This is a genomic window from Hahella sp. HN01, from assembly GCF_018986435.1.
Taxonomy (GTDB): domain Bacteria; phylum Pseudomonadota; class Gammaproteobacteria; order Pseudomonadales; family Oleiphilaceae; genus Hahella.
Genome location: NZ_JAHMIN010000024.1, coordinates 60,294 through 75,733, shown reverse-complemented (window position 1 = coordinate 75,733; position 15,440 = coordinate 60,294). Strand labels below are relative to the sequence as shown.

The following is a 15,440-nucleotide window of genomic DNA, read 5'->3' as shown; positions in this document are numbered from 1 at the left end:
TCTTAGGTAAATGAGTAAGAAAGCCGCTACAAAGCAACCTGAAAAGAAAATTTCACCTTGGGTCTGGTTTATCAACCTGGGTTTGGCCGCCGCCTTCCTGTATTTTCTGTTCTACTTGAACTCCGTGCCTTCAACCAAATTAAACACAGGAATCCCCTCTTCCGCGACGGCGCAGACATCCAAGCCCAACTCATCCGCCAATGTCGCCAAGACAGAAACCAAAGAATCGGATGAGCCGCGTTTCAAGTTCTACGACATGCTTCCGGAAACGGAAGTCGTGGCCCCCAAAGTGGAGGCCTATACGCCTAAAAAGTCCAATGAGGCGATCATCTATATGCTGCAAACTGGCTCATTCAGAGAGTTTGACGATGCGGAAAAACAGCGGGCGACCATTGGCTTTCAGGGTCTAAAAGCCCAAGTAGAAGAAGTTAAGCTTTCCAGTGAGAATGTTTGGTATCGAGTGCAGGTTGGCCCATTTTCGTCACGCTCAAAGATGAACAGCGCCATGGACCGCTTGGTCGCCATTAACATTCAACCTCTGGTGAAGAAGCAAAAGCGGGAGAATTAATCCCGCTTCCTATCCCCATTGCGCCGTGCTACTCCGGCAATAGGCGCATCGCCTTGCGCTACGACTATTTTCTACTCTCCCACTTCCTTGAAATAGCCGTCATCGGCTCCATATACCTTTCCTTACGGTTATTCATTCAATCGCCTGGAGAAAGGCATGACCACCATTGTTTCAGTCCGTAGAGACGGTAAGGTCGCCATGGGCGGCGACGGCCAGGTATCCCTGGGCAATACAGTTATGAAGGGGAACGCCCGCAAAGTGCGCCGCCTCTACCACAATAAAGTCATCGCCGGTTTCGCTGGCGGCACCGCTGACGCATTTACATTGTTTGAACGTTTTGAAGCCCAGTTGGAAAAGCATCAGGGCAATCTCGTCAGAGCCGCCGTTGAACTCGCTAAAGACTGGCGAACCGATCGCGCCTTGCGCCGCCTGGAAGCTCTGCTGGCGGTCGCAGACAGCAAAGCTTCATTGATCATTACCGGCAACGGCGACGTAATAGAGCCGGAGAACAGCTTGATCGCGATTGGTTCAGGCGGCCCCTATGCTCAGGCTGCGGCGCGCGCGCTACTCGAAAATACCGAGCTTGAAGCGACTGATATCGTTAAGAAGAGCCTGGAAATAGCGGGGGACATCTGCGTTTTCACCAACCAGAACCTGACGCTGGAAGAAATTGACGGGACTCAGACTCCCCCCACTGTGTAAGAGAAGGTTTAAACAATGTCGTCCATGACTCCCCGTGAAATAGTTCAGGAGCTAGACAAGCACATCATAGGACAAGACTCCGCCAAACGTGCGGTTGCAATCGCACTGCGCAATCGCTGGCGGCGTATGCAGATTGATGAAAGTCTGCGTGACGAAGTCACTCCCAAAAATATCCTGATGATCGGCCCTACCGGCGTAGGGAAAACTGAAATCGCCCGGCGTCTGGCCAAACTGGCTGATGCGCCGTTTATTAAAGTAGAAGCCACTAAGTTTACAGAGGTGGGCTATGTCGGCCGTGACGTGGAGTCCATCATCCGTGACTTAGCGGATATGGCCATCAAGCTTCTACGCGAGAAAGAAATGGCGAAAGTGGAGAACCGCGCGCTGGACGCCGCCGAAGAACGCATTCTAGACGCCCTGCTTCCTCCCGCACGCTCATTCAACAGTGATGCGCCAGTCGAGAAAGAATCCGCCGCCCGTCAGGTGTTTCGCAAGAAGCTGCGCGAGGGCACGCTGGATGACAAGGAAATAGACATCGAGATCAAGGCCACACCGGTTGGCGTAGAGATCATGGCGCCTCCCGGCATGGAGGAGATGACCAGCCAGTTGCAAAGCATGTTCTCCAACATGAGCGGAGACCGCAAGCGCACCAAGCGCATGAAAGTGGCGGAAGCCATGAAAAAGGTCAAAGATGAGGAAGCCGCCAAACTGGTCAACGAGGAAGAGATCAAGCAACGCGCCCTGCGTGCGGTTGAGGAGAATGGGATTGTCTTCATTGATGAAATCGATAAAGTCGCCAAACGCTCCGAAACTAGCTCCGCCGACGTATCCCGGGAAGGCGTGCAGAGAGACCTGTTGCCGCTGATCGAAGGCTGCACCGTCAGCACAAAATTCGGCATGCTGAAAACGGACCATATCCTTTTCATCGCTTCAGGCGCGTTCCATCTCGCCAAGCCTTCCGACCTGATTCCAGAGCTTCAGGGGCGTCTGCCCATTCGCGTAGAACTGGATGCACTGTCGCCCAGCGACTTCCAACGCATTCTGACCGAACCGAATGCTTCACTCACTGAACAGTATGTCGCTCTGATGAAAACCGAAGGCGTGGACATCAGCTTCAGTGAAGGGGCCATCCAGCGCATCGCAGAGATTGCCTGGAAGGTGAATGAGAAGACTGAGAATATCGGCGCCAGAAGGCTGCACACAGTTATGGAAAAGCTGCTTGAAGAAGTCTCTTTCGCGGCTGGCGATAAGATCAGAGACAACTTTGAGGTCACTGCTGAATATGTCGATAAATGCCTGGGGGAACTGTCGGAAGACGAAGACCTCAGCCGATATATTCTTTAAACTTCCATAGGAAACAGTATAAATGTCTGCATCCCAGGCCCCTATTCCACGCCAAATCCAACTCCATCAACGCTCGGCCACACTTGAGCTGAGCTATGGCGAAACGGAAACCTATGTGTTGGAAGCGGAATTTTTGCGTGTGCTCTCGCCTTCTGCGGAAGTGCGAGGGCATGGGGGCAAGGGCGCGGTGCTGCAGACCGGCAAACGCCTTGTGCGCATTGATGGCGTAGAGCCCGCAGGCAATTACGCATTAAAGCTGACATTCAGCGACGGCCATGATAGCGGCATTTACTCTTGGCCGTATCTATATGACTTGTGCCAAAACAAAGAGCGCTACTGGGAAGGCTATCTCGCCCAACTAGATGCCGCCAACGCTTCAAGAGATTAACCCCGAGGCCCCTCTTCATACTGTCAGACAAATAGCGCCCTTCTATTTATCTGCAAAAGAAAAAACCCTTCGTCCAAATGGGGTTTGATAGGAGGGGGAAATCGGACGAAGGGTAAAACCTCAAATTATGTTCTTAGCGCTTTGCAATAAATCAGCCACCCCTTCAAGGCTATTACCGATCCGGCTTAAGTAGCTGACATTGCTGCGCTTTTCATTCGCCACATAGACTGGCAGCATTTCACCATAAAGGCTCGTACTGATAGTCCTCTGCTCATCTTCGAGAATATCTCTGCGAATAGTGACGCCGTAGGGCGCAAACTGCTCCGACAATGCGTCATATCTGTGCAGCAGATCCTGTCTGGTCATCTGGTATGCGTGTTCGCAGACAATGCGGCGCGACTGGAAACTGAAGACATTAGAGAAAAACAGTTTAGCGTCATAGCGGGCCGGCTCAAACAGCACAATGTCCGCATCGGGATACTCGCTTTCGTACATCGCCATGCCAGCGCGCATGCGGGAGTAAACCATGGTTCTATAGGTCTGCGACCAGATGTTCGGCATCCCTTTGTTGAGCAAGGCGCCCTGCGCCATGGTTCCGGCCTCCACCGCCTGCTGGACGTCTATAGGCACGACCGGGTTTATCGCCAGCACCAAGTCCGCGCCATCCTCCAGTGCAACGGAAGCGTGCATTCCTTTCCGTAAGATACCGTCGACATAGTGACGACCGTCAATCTCCACAGGCGTATAAATACCCGGAGCAGCGACGCTGGCCTGTACTGCTTTGGAGATTGGAACGTGATCAAAACCGGGCGAGCCGAAGCGAACGGCATCGCTGCTTTCGAGATCCGCCGCGATCAAATATAAACGGCGACTGAGTTTTCTGAAGTCATTGGTGCGTCCCAGTAGGCTGTAGGAACGCTCAAGGTATTCATGTAAACCCTCGTTTTCAAATAAGCCGGAGGGGGCCGCCTGCGCAAGAATCGTCATGGCTTCCAGCAGGCTTTGGTCGCGAGGGTTTTCAATGAATTTTGCGCAGGCTTCCATCACCAGTCCAGGGATGGAAACAGCTCGACGTAGATATTCACGTAAGGCGGGTCGATAAAATACGCCGGGGTGAAAAGGGTGCACATCCGCTTCGTTTTTGACAAATATCCGGCACATCTGCGCCGTGGTCATCTGATTGGCCAAATTCGCTGCGACGAATGCGCCTGCGCTAACGCCGACATAGACGTACAGGTCGTTGAAATCCAGTCCATCTAATGCCTCGTCCAGAGCCCGCAAAGCGCCAATTTCATAGATGCCGCCCAGCGCGCCGCCGCCTCCCAATACCAACCCGATCTTGGGGCCAGCCTTATTTTTCTCAGGGATTGCCGCCATTAGTTCTCCAACCTTTTAATTTCAGCTCATGCTTGATAGTGCGCGTAATCACTGCGCAGATGGCTTTTCTTGTTATGTGACTTAATTCAAACGCTAGCAGACGGAATTAGAATATTCATACTAAATAAACGTCGTCACGAAAAGCCTCACATGGCGTTATAACGACGCATTTTCCTTTATTCTATCGACACTTTGACGCGTTTAACGCCCAGGCTCATTAAAGCGCCTTTCAGAGTGGTTCGTCACTGAGACTTTGGTTTAGCCGATTAGTTTTGCCGCACCGGACGCGTAAGATGCTCAAACCCGACTTCTTTCAGCGCAAATTCCAGCGTGCTTTTAATTACCTGGGGGCTATCCATTATCAGCAGCCTGCGCAGCAGGTCTTCCGCCCAGCGCAGTGAGATCGAGCGCAGTACGGATTTTACTTTCGGCAGGTTCACCGCATTCATAGACAGCACATCATATCCCATCGCCGTCAGCAGAATGGCGCCGCCGGGGTCTCCCGCCAGCTCTCCGCATATGCTCGCCTGTTTTCCGACGGCATGGGCGTCGCAGGCAATCTTATACAGCGCCTGTAATACGGAGGGATGGAAAGAGTGATACAAAGACGCAACGCGCGGATTATTGCGATCCACCGCCAACATATACTGAGTCAGGTCATTGCTGCCTACGGAAATAAAGTCCACCCGCTCCGCAATTTCTTTGACCTGAAAAATTGCGCTGGGCACTTCAATCATTACGCCCACTGGCGGCATGCGCACATTAGCGCCTTCTTCTCTGACCTCATGGTAAACACGATAGATCAGGTGCAACGCTTCCTCTATCTCCGAGATATTGGAAATCATGGGAAGCATGATGCGCAGATTATCCAGGCCTTCGCTGGCTTTCAGCATCGCCCGCACCTGCACCAGGAAAATTTCCGGGTGATCCAGCGTCACGCGAATGCCGCGCCAGCCCAGGAAAGGATTCTCTTCACTTATAGGGAAATAACTCAACGCCTTATCGCCACCCACATCCAGCGTACGCATGGTGACCATGCTGGGCGCGAAAGCCTCTAACTGCTCGCGATAGCAATCCCGTTGTTCCTGCTCACTGGGAAAACGGTCGTTGATCATAAAGGGAACTTCCGTGCGATAAAGCCCAACCCCTTCTGCGCCATGATTCAAAGAGCGCACGACGTCAGTCATCAAGCCTGTGTTGACCCATAACGTCATGTGATGGCCGTCTTTGGTGACGCAGGGAAGATCACGCAGCTCTTCCAGGCCCTTTGAAATTTGCTGCTCTTCCTCAACGATTGAGTTGTAGTAGCTCAACAGCTCTGGAGATGGATGGCTGTATATCTCGCCATTGTAACCATCAATAATGATGTCTCTGTCATCCAGCTTGTTGATGGGCATATCTATAACGCCCATTACACACGGCAATCCCATCGCTCTGGCGAGAATCGCCACGTGGGAGTTACCTGAACCCTGCACCGACACCAATCCCAACAACTTCTCGCGAGGCACCTCGCCCAACATGGAAGGCGTCAGCTCTTCACTGACCAGGATGGTGTTTTCCGGATAGTCGCGCTGCTCATCAATATGCTGTTTTTGCAGATAAGCCAGAACTCTCTGGCCCAGATCTTTGATATCGACCGCTCGCTCCCGCAGGTAAGCGTCGTTGATCGCCTCGAAGTGGCGCACGTATTCCTGCACGACGACTTTAAGACTGCCCTGAGCCCAGTTACCTTCGCGAATGAAGTTCTTCACTTCGCCACTCAGCGCATTGTCATCCAGCATGCCCAGATAAACATCAAATAAAGCCTGCTCCTCCGGCCGCAACTGCGTTGACAGACGCTCGCCCACCTCTTTGATATCTTGCCGCACCGCCGCAACCGCGGCGTCAAACAGCGACATCTCTGCTTCAATATCGGTGCAGGGCTTTTCCGGTACGGCTTTCAGGTCAGCGTGAGGAAATTTGACGACGCATTTACCGATGGCGACGCCTGATGCGCCAGCGACGCCTTTAAAACAAATGTCCCGGGCTTTCTGTCCAGTAAAGTTTAATCCGGAGATGATTCCCGTCGCTTCTCCATGGGCGATAACTGCGGCGAGCTGAGCGGAGATAGTTACCAGGAAAGCTTCTTCACTCTCATCAAACAGACGACTGGCCTGCTGCTGAACAACCAATACGCCAAGTACTTTACGGTGATGAATAATAGGAACGCCGAGAAAGGACTTATACTTTTCTTCGCCGGTTTCAGGGAAATAACGATAACGGGGGTGGGCTGGCGCATTATGCAGGTTAAGAGGCTCTTCACGCACCCCCACCAACCCAACCAGACCCTCTGAGTGCCCCAGCTTAACCTTACCAATGGACTCGGGATTAAGCCCCTGGGTGGCCATCAAAATATAATGATTGGTCTCTGGATCCAGCAAATAGATGGAGCACACCTCCGTGTCCATCGACTCATGTACGCGTTTGACAATAAGCTCCAACGCCTCTCCCAGATTCGGAGCGGCGTTGACTTCTTGTACAATACTACGCAATACACTCAGCATAGGCGGGACGCTTCAACTTTCCTCACGCTTGAACAAGACCGGAGCGAACTCCCTCATCGCCCGTCGATACACCTCTCGTTTGAAGGATACTACCTGCCCGAGGGGATACCAATAGCTGACCCAGCGCCAGCCGTCAAATTCAGGTTTGTCCGTGTAATTCGTGCAGATCTCCGATTCATCCGCCAATAACTGCAGCATGAACCACTTTTGCTTTTGCCCCACGCACACGGGATGAGAGTCATAGCGAATCATTTTCTTCGGCAGCCGGTAACGCAGCCAGCCGCGGGTGCCAGCGACAATCTCAACAGCCTCAGGCGGCAGCCCTACCTCTTCTTTTAGCTCTCTGAACAGAGCCTCTTCAGGCGATTCGTCTTTCTTAATGCCGCCTTGGGGAAACTGCCAGGAGTCTTGTCCAATACGTCTGGCCCAGAACACTTCACCGCGAGGGTTGCACAGTATGATGCCGACGTTGGGACGGTAACCTTCAGCGTCTATCACGAACTGCCATCCTTATAATTTTTTTCAACATTGTTCCACAATTGAACAGCTGTATACAAATTAGCTTTACTTTAAGGGCTTTTAGCTAACTCTTCTAATAATATATTAGGATTTAGTCAATAAATAACAGAATGTCACCCTGACCGCCCGTCACGCCTCGTTCCCGCTACAGTTGGCCGCTACAGATCGATTTCCTTTATAGTGTACAATTCCCACGCCCATCACAGAGGAGTTTAAGCATTGGCTCTAGCTATTTTTGATCTGGACAATACTCTCATCGCCGGCGACAGCGACCACGCCTGGGGCGATTTTCTGGTTCACAGAGGAATTGTCGATCAGGAAGACTTCAAACGCGTAAATGACGAGTTCTATCAGGACTACCTTAAAGGTCAGCTGGATATCTTCAAATATCTGGGATTCGCCCTAAGCTCTCTGACTCAGCATCCGCTGGAGCAATTGCATCAGTGGCGAAAAGAATTTGTCGAAGAGTCGATCCGCCCTCTCCTGCTTCCCAAAGCGCTTGAGCTGCTCCGCAGCCACCGCGACAAAGGCGATTACCTGCTTATCATCACCGCCACCAATCGCTTCGTCACGCAACCTATCGCCGACCTGCTGGAAGTCGATGAGCTGATCGCCACCGAGCCTGAGTTCATCAACAACCGTTATACAGGCAAAGTCAGCGGCATACCGAGCTATCAGGCCGGGAAAGTGACACGTCTGCGTGAGTGGCTGCAACACAACCCTTACGATCTGTCAGACGCCTACTTCTATAGTGATTCCCACAACGACATTCCCCTTTTGGAGCATGTCGGTAACCCTGTTGTGGTCGACGGCGATGAGCGTCTGTTGCAAACTGCTCGCGAGCGCGGCTGGGAAATCATGAGTCTGCGCCCATGAGAGTAGGCGGACGTCATATTGCGATCCAGCTGCTCTTGCTGTGCGTCGCATTAGCTGCCTGCGATAAAAGCGCGGAGCGAAATTCTTCCAGTGAATCGCCAGCGCCGCAGCAGCCCGCCACGCCACTCCCCGCAAAGGAGCAGGTTGACGCCAAAGTGACGGACGCAACAGTCGTGTCGCCACTTTGGAGCGCGGCAACGGAAAAACATGACGCCGCCCTGCACGCAGTAGAAAAGCTGAATCGCGGCCTACAAGAATTTATCAGTACGCCAACGCCAGAGTCTCTCAACGAAGCCAGGGAAGATTGGCTGCAAGCGCATACGGCATTACAAGAGCTCAAAGTGTGGAGTCAGTTACCAGCGGCGAAAAACTACCTCAAGCACAAAGCGCCTGGAGCGCCATATAACCGCGCGTCGCTTTTGGACGCTGCGCCGCTGCTGGGCGGCTACCTTGACGAAGTGCCCGGCTATCCGAAAAGTGGACTGACCTATGCGGAAGACCTTGAGATCGACAACGCAACATTGAGTGAGCAGCATCAGTTTGCGGACGAATACTATCTGGTTTACGGAATGCATCCGATTGAGTTCATGCTCTGGTCGCATAACGATCCTGCGCAACAGTCAGCTCGTTTTATCGTGAATGCCGACACTCCTGATACAGAGCGCCGGCGCGAGCTTCTGCGCTTGCAAGGCGAGCGTCTGGTGCAAGACATGACGGAATTCTCCGCCGCCTGGCGGCCGCCTTCCGGGAGCATCTTCCTGAAAGGAAAAAGCATGAGCCAGATGGAAGCAGTGCGAGAAGCCAACCCCTGGCTTATCGCACTGATCGACTTTATTGACCGTGAAGTGGTCGGTGCCTTGAAACCTAAGGACGGCGAACCCGGCTGGCGATTTCAGGAGCACTTGGAGTTCAGTCAGGACGCGGCCCATTTTTGGCGCGGACGAATGAGGGCCATGCAGCCTTTTCTGACAGAGCCAGCGCTGTTTACAGACGCCCAGACTCGCAGCAGTCTTAAGGAGCTTCGACTTAAACTGGAGGGCTGCCTGACGGCATTGAGCGCCACCGCCGAGGATAACGAAGAACAGATCGCCATCTGCGAAAATCAGGCGCTGCAACTTCGGGAGCAAATCATTATCCGGTTCGCCGGAAACTAAGACTGCATTCTCATGGCCGGATGACTCCGGCCATCACTCCTTCCAGGCAACCTTTACAAAGTCGGCGTAACGCGCAGCAGCATGGCCTTGATGTAGTCCGTCTCAGGTATCGCCGGGAGAATCGGATGATCCGCGCCCTGCCCGCCTTGGAATATCAATTGCGCCGTACGATCGACTTCTCGCGCCGATGCTCGCAGGATATCTCTCAGGCGCTCAGAAGAAAGATGCATGGAACAAGAAGCTGACATCAGCATGCCGCCAGGAGCCGTCAATCGCAGCGCCATCTGATTCAAACGCTGATAAGCCCGCTCGCCTTGCTTTTGATCTTTGCGACGAGGTATCAGCGCAGGCGGATCGACAATCACCACATCAAACTTTTCTTTTTCCTGACACAGATTTTCCAATGCATTGAAAGCATCTTCACGGATAAAACGGCATGGCGGATTTTCCATCTGCAGGCGGCAGTTTCGCTGGGCCCATTCCAATGCGCTTTCAGATGAGTCGACGAAGGTGACGGATTCCGCGCCATTGGCCAGGGTCTGCACACCCCAACCGCCCACGTAACTGAACAAGTCCAGTACGCGCTTGCCTTTCACCCAGGGAAACAGAGCGGCGCGATTGGGGCGATGATCATAGAACCATCCCGTTTTTTGGCCACCCTGGGCAGGCGCAGACATAGTTACGCCGTTTTCAATCACTTCCAGCGTTTCAATCTCATCTCCAAAACACTGGGTATAGCGCTCCAGTCCTTCCACTTCACGCATCTTGCCGTCATTTTTCAGGATCACAGTGCGAGCGGAAAAATTATTTTTGAGGATATCGACGACATCGTCCTTGAACAGCTCCATTCCCGCTGTGGAGATTTGCGCTACAAAGTCAGCGCCGAAACGGTCAATCACCAAACCTGGCAGCCCATCGCTGTCGCCAAACACCATCCGATAATGCGGGGTTCCGAACAAATGACTACGCCATTCGTCCGCCGCCTGCATCCGCTTTTTCAGCAAGGAGCGAGAGAGAAACAATTTGGGGCTGCGGCTGACTATGCGTGCGCAAATCAACGCGTGAGGATTAGCAAAGGCCGCCGCCAGCGGTTTTCCCTTTGCGTTTTCGATAACGACAGGTTGCCCCGCAGCCAATTCAGTCAGTGGCGTTTTCTGAATATCGATTTCGTTGCTGTATACCCACAAATGCCCGCTACGAAGCCGCTTGTCGGCATTTTCCCGTAAACGCAGTACGCCCGCATCCATATTCGCCCCTCATTAGTTGCTGCGCCGCTGGCGCTGGTGATTCGATAAAACGGCGCGGATTATAACTGATAAAGCCCTCTCAAAGCCGCTTAATATCGGTCAGGCTCGCCATCATCAACACCCCGGACTTTATCAGTTGGACTAAACTTAAATTTGCGGCGTCGCATCCGCTGTATTCACATAGGAGTCCTCATGAGCACCGAACTCAACGAAGAGCAAATCCAGCATATTCTGCAGGGAATAAAAATACCGCCGCAGCCGCAAATACTGGTGGATATTCAAATGGAACAGGTGATGCCCGACCCGGATATCAGCCGTATCGCCCAGCTTATCAGTCAGGATGTGGGGCTCGCCGGCACAGTGTTGAAGTTCGTTAATTCCCCCATGTTCGGCCTGTCCAACAAGATTGCGTCTATCGCCCAGGCGGTTTCTCTTTTAGGACTAAAGAGTGTGGTCAACATCATCAACGGCATTTCCATCAAGGGCGAGATGTCCGATGAGCATATCGTGGAGCTCACTCGCTTCTGGGATACCGCTAACGATATTTCCAGCATCTCGGCCAATATCGCCAAGAAAATCGGTTACCAGTCCCCGGATGAGGCTTATCTGTTAGGGCTGTTTCATAACTGCGGCATTCCTCTGATGATTCAGCGTTTCCCCAACTATCTGCAGGTGGTTGAAGAAGCATACAGTCACGCGGATATACGCATCACGGAAACTGAGAACGAGCGCCTGAACACTAATCATGCGGTAGTCGGCTACTACACCGCCAAATCCTGGAATCTGCCCAAACACCTCTGCGAAGCCATTGCAGAGCATCACAGCGCAGAGAGGATCTTTGGCGACCGGGAAAGCCGCAATCCGGAGAAAAAAACCATATTGGCGGTACTGAAGATATCCGAACACATCTGCGGAAATTTCCACGTGCTTGGCAGGCAATCGGAGGACCATGAATGGAACCGTATCCAAAAAGATGTTTTGGAGTTCGTGGGGTTAACCAACTACGACGTGGATGAGATGAAGGAGTCGTTTTCAGAAATGGGCGTCAGCGTCAGCAACTACCGCTAAACATTCGAGAATCAAGCAGCGCCCGGGGGCATCCCGGACGCATGCATTGTAAATCAAGCCGGCGAATCAGCCTTCTTCCGCTTCACACTGTGCTGTGTAAGCTTCGGCATCCATCATGCCTTCCAGCTCTTTAACGTCGGCGATCTTGATTTTGAAGAGCCAGCCATCGTTGTAAGGGTCGCTGTTGACCAGCTCTGGAGACTCTTGCAGCGCCTCATTAACTTCCACCACTTCCCCGGTGACCGGCGAGTAGATGTCAGATGCGGCCTTGACGGACTCTACGACACCAGCGTTGTCGCCTGCGCCCAGTTCCGCTCCGACTTCAGGCAGCTCGACAAACACGATGTCACCCAATAAATCCTGAGCGTGATCGGTAATGCCTACAGTCACCACGCCGTTGTCTTCCAACAACACCCATTCGTGAGTGGGGCTGTATTTCAGTTCACTTGGAACGCTGCTCATCTTTTGACCCTTCTTTGTCAATTCATTAGGTTAATATTCGGGTATTTTATACGGACATACGTAGGTTTGCGTTATTAAAATCCTTTTATCGTCATTTCTGGATTGTAGACGATAGAAAAAAATTTACGATACTGGGCAAAACCCGCTCGAAATCCTCGAACTCATGCGACCCGCCGGGTTGCACCCAGAGCGCGCAGGCGGAGAACTTCAGCGCCGCCTCACGGTAGTTCAAAGTGGCGTCGCCGGTCTGCAGTAAGGTATAAACACGCTCTCCTGTAGCCGGAGGAGGAGAATCCAGCGCCAGCAACTCATCCATGTGGTGAGGCTCCAGCAAGTACTCTTCGCCCGTATAGAGATTTTTATTCACCCCCAAGTATCCTTCCAGCAGATCATAGGGTCTGACCGCGGGATTAATCAATGCCGCGGAAACACCATATTTATGGTGCAGATAAGCCGCGTAGTAGCCCCCCAGCGAGCTGCCGATGACTCCCAGAGGCCTATCGTTTCCTGCGAAATACTCTCTCTCCAATCGCTCCATCGCCGCTAAAGGCGAATAATGCAGATCGGGAATAGCAAGCTCTAAGCTCGGATGAGTTTGGGAAAGCCATTGTTTGGCGCACTGCGCTTTAAAAGACTGCGGAGAGCTGTTAAAGCCATGTAAATAAAGAATACAGGAATGATTCATCAATACTCGCAAACTAGAGGAAAGTCGTCATGACGGCGGCAAGAGCCCACGCTCAATAGCCTTTACTGGAGAGGTCCACCTCGAACTCAATATGACTGGCCCGCACGACGGAAGTGTCTACCCGTCCATCAGGATACAGCTTCAACCAACGATATCCCGGCGCCAGATTGTCCACCGCGAAATCCTCGCTGTAAGGCTTGAATTGCACGCAGGTGGACGGCGTCGCCAGAAGCCGCACGCCATTGCGCATCTGGTCATATTCCTGGTGAATGTGCCCCCAAAGTATCAGCCGGACATGATCATAAGCGTCGATCACAGAGAAGAAATCATCCCGATTATGCAACCCAATGGTGTCCAGCCAAGCGCAGTTCACATCGACAGGGTGATGATGGAAACAGATGATCACGTGTTTGTCCTGATCTTTCTCCAGCTCCGCTTTCAATAACTGCAACTCTTTTTTGGCCAACTTGCCATATACCTTGCGTCGAACAGAGGAGTCGAGAAAGATCAGTTTCCAGGGACCGAAAATTTTCACCTTGGCCAGACACTCGGGATTTCGCACCGCTTTGGCCATGACGCCCGGGTCATCATGATTGCCTGAAAACCAGTAAATCGGACACTGAAACGGCAGCATTTTCTCGTGGAAGCATTCATACGCCTCTGTTGACCCATCCTGCGCAATGTCGCCGGTGGCGAGCACAAAATCCGGGTTCTCGTGATTGGCGCGCACAAGCGACAACACCGCGTCCAGACTACGCCGGGTGTTCATACCCAATAGAGTGCCGTCCGGTTCCCGCCGCAGATGGGAATCAGTTACCTGAATAACGGTTAACGCTTGGTTGTTGTCTGACGCCACCTCATCATCCGCCGCAGTCTGAGTGAGTTGTTACGGGAAAATCCTTTTGCTTACTTATAAAAAATATATGCCGGATATGGACATTTTCCAGTTAGTCAGTCACATAATCATTGAAATTTGTGTTATTTCACAACAATCAGACACTTTTGGCCCGTCACCGGCTGTTTACTCGTCCCTGAATCAGCCGGCTAACATTGAGCCGGAGGGATTATAAGTCTCTCAGCTCTTCCGTCGAATGGCCATGGTGAAGACAATAATTCAGCCACTCGGAAAGAAACTGGTTTAGCTGCAGTTTTTCATCAGGCAAATGCATTTTGCCGTTAGGATAATCGTTCACCGCCTCTACTCGCGCATGATTCACCGCGCTGATGACTTCCGCCATACGCGCGTCGTGATATATCCGAACGGTTAACTGAGGGTTATTCACCCATCGACCAATTGCGTGAACCTGTTCCAAAAACAAGAGGTTAGTATAACGACTGGCTTCCAGTACCTTTATACGGATTAACCCCAGATAGGCTGCATGATTATGCAGCGAATAGGTGACCTCCGAGCCGGCTTCCCTATCGGCGACGAGCTTGCTCAGGCGAAAGTAATTCGCCTCGCAGATAGCTCCGAATTGGGCGATGTCTGGCACGTACCGTTGTTTCACGCATTCTCCTTCGTAATTGAAGTCTTAAATCATCATCTCATAAAAACTCACGCCACTCCGCCAGCAATTGCTCGCGGTTCAATTGTAGCCACTGTAACGCAATGATTCCCGCTGCATCCTTGATGCGCCCACTTTCCACCCATGCATAAGCCTGCTCGCGGCTCACCACGTGTACGCGAATATCCTCTCCTTCATGGGGCAATCCATACAGCCCCTCAACCCCTTCCGCATTCACCAAGCCACAAAACAGATCAATGGATTCCGAGCTTCCGCCGGGAGACGGCAGGTAATGGCGAATTTTACGCAGAGCCTTCACTTCCAGTCCCGCCTCTTCCTGAGCTTCACGACACGCAACGCTTTCAGGCGTTTCGCCTTCCTCATTGATTCCCGCCACCAGCTCCATCAACCAGGGCGATGAGCCTTCATATAGAGCGCCAATACGAAACTGCTCACACAGCACCACCTGATCACGCACCGGGTCATAAGGAAGCATGCAAGTGGCGCCGCCGCGCACAAACAGCTCCCGGCGAATCGGCTCAGACCAGGCGCCCGCGAACAACTTGTGTCTGAGTTCGAGTTTCTGGATAGAAAAGAATCCCTGATAGCCAGTCTGCCTGGAAATCACTTCCACATCGTCCTTACCAAATTGACTGTCCGCTGGCAGTTTCTGGGTATCCTGCTTCACCTTTCACCTCTCGCTCATAGTATCCGGATTTTGTATCGCCTTTTCCGACGCGGGTTTTCGCTCAGATAAGCGCAATTATTTCATGTTAAACCATTTTCGATTGCAATGGCTTTACCGCTTCTAATCCGGACTTAAGGCCGCCAAGTTTTGAGTTCAAAGCGAGTTAGCAGTGTAGACCATGCCGCGCCACCTCACCTGAGCGCTATTGCGCGGAGCCTATAAATAACCGAAGATACCGCCCCATGTAATCACCGTATACATACGTAATGTTTTATTTCCACACTTCGTGATCTAATGAGACGCATTCTGCGTTA

16 protein-coding genes are annotated in these 15,440 nt (G+C 52.3%); 7 read left to right on the top strand and 9 right to left on the bottom strand.

Annotated features, from left to right (window positions below):
- The first annotated feature begins 10 nt into the window (after positions 1 to 10).
- The 4 genes from KP814_RS21355 to KP814_RS21340 all read left to right on the top strand — a co-directional run bounded on the left by KP814_RS21355 (position 11) and on the right by KP814_RS21340 (position 3,002).
- Complete coding sequence (locus KP814_RS21355; RefSeq protein ID WP_216738673.1) at positions 11 to 568, top strand: SPOR domain-containing protein; 558 nt, start codon at positions 11 to 13, stop codon at positions 566 to 568.
- A gap of 156 nt (positions 569 to 724) precedes the next feature.
- Positions 725 to 1,270, top strand: coding sequence for an ATP-dependent protease subunit HslV (gene hslV, locus KP814_RS21350; RefSeq protein WP_127973465.1), 546 nt, complete (start codon positions 725 to 727; stop codon positions 1,268 to 1,270).
- A gap of 15 nt (positions 1,271 to 1,285) precedes the next feature.
- Positions 1,286 to 2,614: an HslU--HslV peptidase ATPase subunit gene (gene hslU / locus KP814_RS21345; RefSeq protein WP_216738672.1), complete on the top strand. Its 1,329-nt coding sequence runs from the start codon at positions 1,286 to 1,288 to the stop codon at positions 2,612 to 2,614.
- Positions 2,615 to 2,636: 22 nt separating this feature from the next.
- Positions 2,637 to 3,002 carry a gamma-butyrobetaine hydroxylase-like domain-containing protein gene (locus KP814_RS21340; RefSeq protein ID WP_216738671.1) on the top strand — a complete coding sequence of 122 codons (366 nt, stop codon included), beginning with the start codon at positions 2,637 to 2,639 and terminating at the stop codon, positions 3,000 to 3,002.
- A gap of 120 nt (positions 3,003 to 3,122) precedes the next feature.
- Here KP814_RS21340 and KP814_RS21335 read toward each other — a convergent pair whose 3' ends face one another.
- From KP814_RS21335 to rppH, 3 genes are all read right to left on the bottom strand, one after another.
- On the bottom strand, positions 3,123 to 4,379 hold the full coding sequence (locus tag KP814_RS21335; protein ID WP_216738670.1) for a patatin-like phospholipase family protein: 1,257 nt from the start codon (positions 4,377 to 4,379) through the stop codon (positions 3,123 to 3,125).
- A 266-nt stretch (positions 4,380 to 4,645) separates the two neighbouring features.
- The gene (gene ptsP / locus KP814_RS21330) at positions 4,646 to 6,922 is read right to left on the bottom strand and encodes a phosphoenolpyruvate--protein phosphotransferase (RefSeq protein ID WP_127973469.1); all 2,277 of its coding nucleotides are present in this window, start codon (positions 6,920 to 6,922) and stop codon (positions 4,646 to 4,648) included.
- A gap of 12 nt (positions 6,923 to 6,934) precedes the next feature.
- Positions 6,935 to 7,420, bottom strand: coding sequence for an RNA pyrophosphohydrolase (rppH, locus tag KP814_RS21325; protein ID WP_216738669.1), 486 nt, complete (start codon positions 7,418 to 7,420; stop codon positions 6,935 to 6,937).
- A gap of 240 nt (positions 7,421 to 7,660) precedes the next feature.
- Between rppH and KP814_RS21320 the strand changes: the two genes are divergently transcribed.
- Both KP814_RS21320 and KP814_RS21315 read left to right on the top strand, forming a co-directional pair.
- Positions 7,661 to 8,317, top strand: a complete 657-nt coding sequence (locus KP814_RS21320) for an HAD family phosphatase (protein WP_216738668.1) — start codon at positions 7,661 to 7,663, stop codon at positions 8,315 to 8,317.
- Positions 8,314 to 9,471 (top strand): imelysin family protein, encoded by a 1,158-nt coding sequence (locus KP814_RS21315; RefSeq protein ID WP_216738667.1) that lies wholly within the window; start codon positions 8,314 to 8,316, stop codon positions 9,469 to 9,471. Before KP814_RS21320 ends, KP814_RS21315 begins: the two co-directional genes overlap by 4 nt.
- A 53-nt stretch (positions 9,472 to 9,524) precedes the next feature.
- On the opposite strand, the gene KP814_RS21310 is transcribed toward KP814_RS21315, so the two are convergent.
- A complete protein-coding gene (locus KP814_RS21310) occupies positions 9,525 to 10,718 on the bottom strand; it encodes a class I SAM-dependent rRNA methyltransferase (protein ID WP_216738666.1) in 1,194 nt (397 codons plus the stop codon).
- Positions 10,719 to 10,910: 192 nt separating this feature from the next.
- Here KP814_RS21310 and KP814_RS21305 point away from each other — a divergent pair, with 192 nt between their 5' ends.
- A complete protein-coding gene (locus KP814_RS21305; RefSeq protein WP_216738665.1) occupies positions 10,911 to 11,786 on the top strand; it encodes an HDOD domain-containing protein in 876 nt (291 codons plus the stop codon).
- 66 nt (positions 11,787 to 11,852) lie between these two features.
- On the opposite strand, the gene gcvH is transcribed toward KP814_RS21305, so the two are convergent.
- From gcvH to nudF, 5 genes are all read right to left on the bottom strand, one after another.
- Entirely contained in the window at positions 11,853 to 12,248 is a 396-nt protein-coding gene (gcvH, locus tag KP814_RS21300; RefSeq protein ID WP_216738664.1) for a glycine cleavage system protein GcvH, read from the bottom strand.
- Between the two features lie 91 nt (positions 12,249 to 12,339).
- A complete protein-coding gene (locus KP814_RS21295; protein WP_216738663.1) occupies positions 12,340 to 12,933 on the bottom strand; it encodes a YqiA/YcfP family alpha/beta fold hydrolase in 594 nt (197 codons plus the stop codon).
- 52 nt (positions 12,934 to 12,985) lie between these two features.
- A complete protein-coding gene (gene cpdA, locus KP814_RS21290) occupies positions 12,986 to 13,789 on the bottom strand; it encodes a 3',5'-cyclic-AMP phosphodiesterase (RefSeq protein WP_216738662.1) in 804 nt (267 codons plus the stop codon).
- Between the two features lie 208 nt (positions 13,790 to 13,997).
- The gene (locus KP814_RS21285) at positions 13,998 to 14,441 is read right to left on the bottom strand and encodes a DUF1249 domain-containing protein (protein WP_216738661.1); all 444 of its coding nucleotides are present in this window, start codon (positions 14,439 to 14,441) and stop codon (positions 13,998 to 14,000) included.
- A gap of 37 nt (positions 14,442 to 14,478) precedes the next feature.
- The gene (nudF, locus tag KP814_RS21280) at positions 14,479 to 15,126 is read right to left on the bottom strand and encodes an ADP-ribose diphosphatase (RefSeq protein ID WP_216738660.1); all 648 of its coding nucleotides are present in this window, start codon (positions 15,124 to 15,126) and stop codon (positions 14,479 to 14,481) included.
- Positions 15,127 to 15,440: the final 314 nt, after the last annotated feature.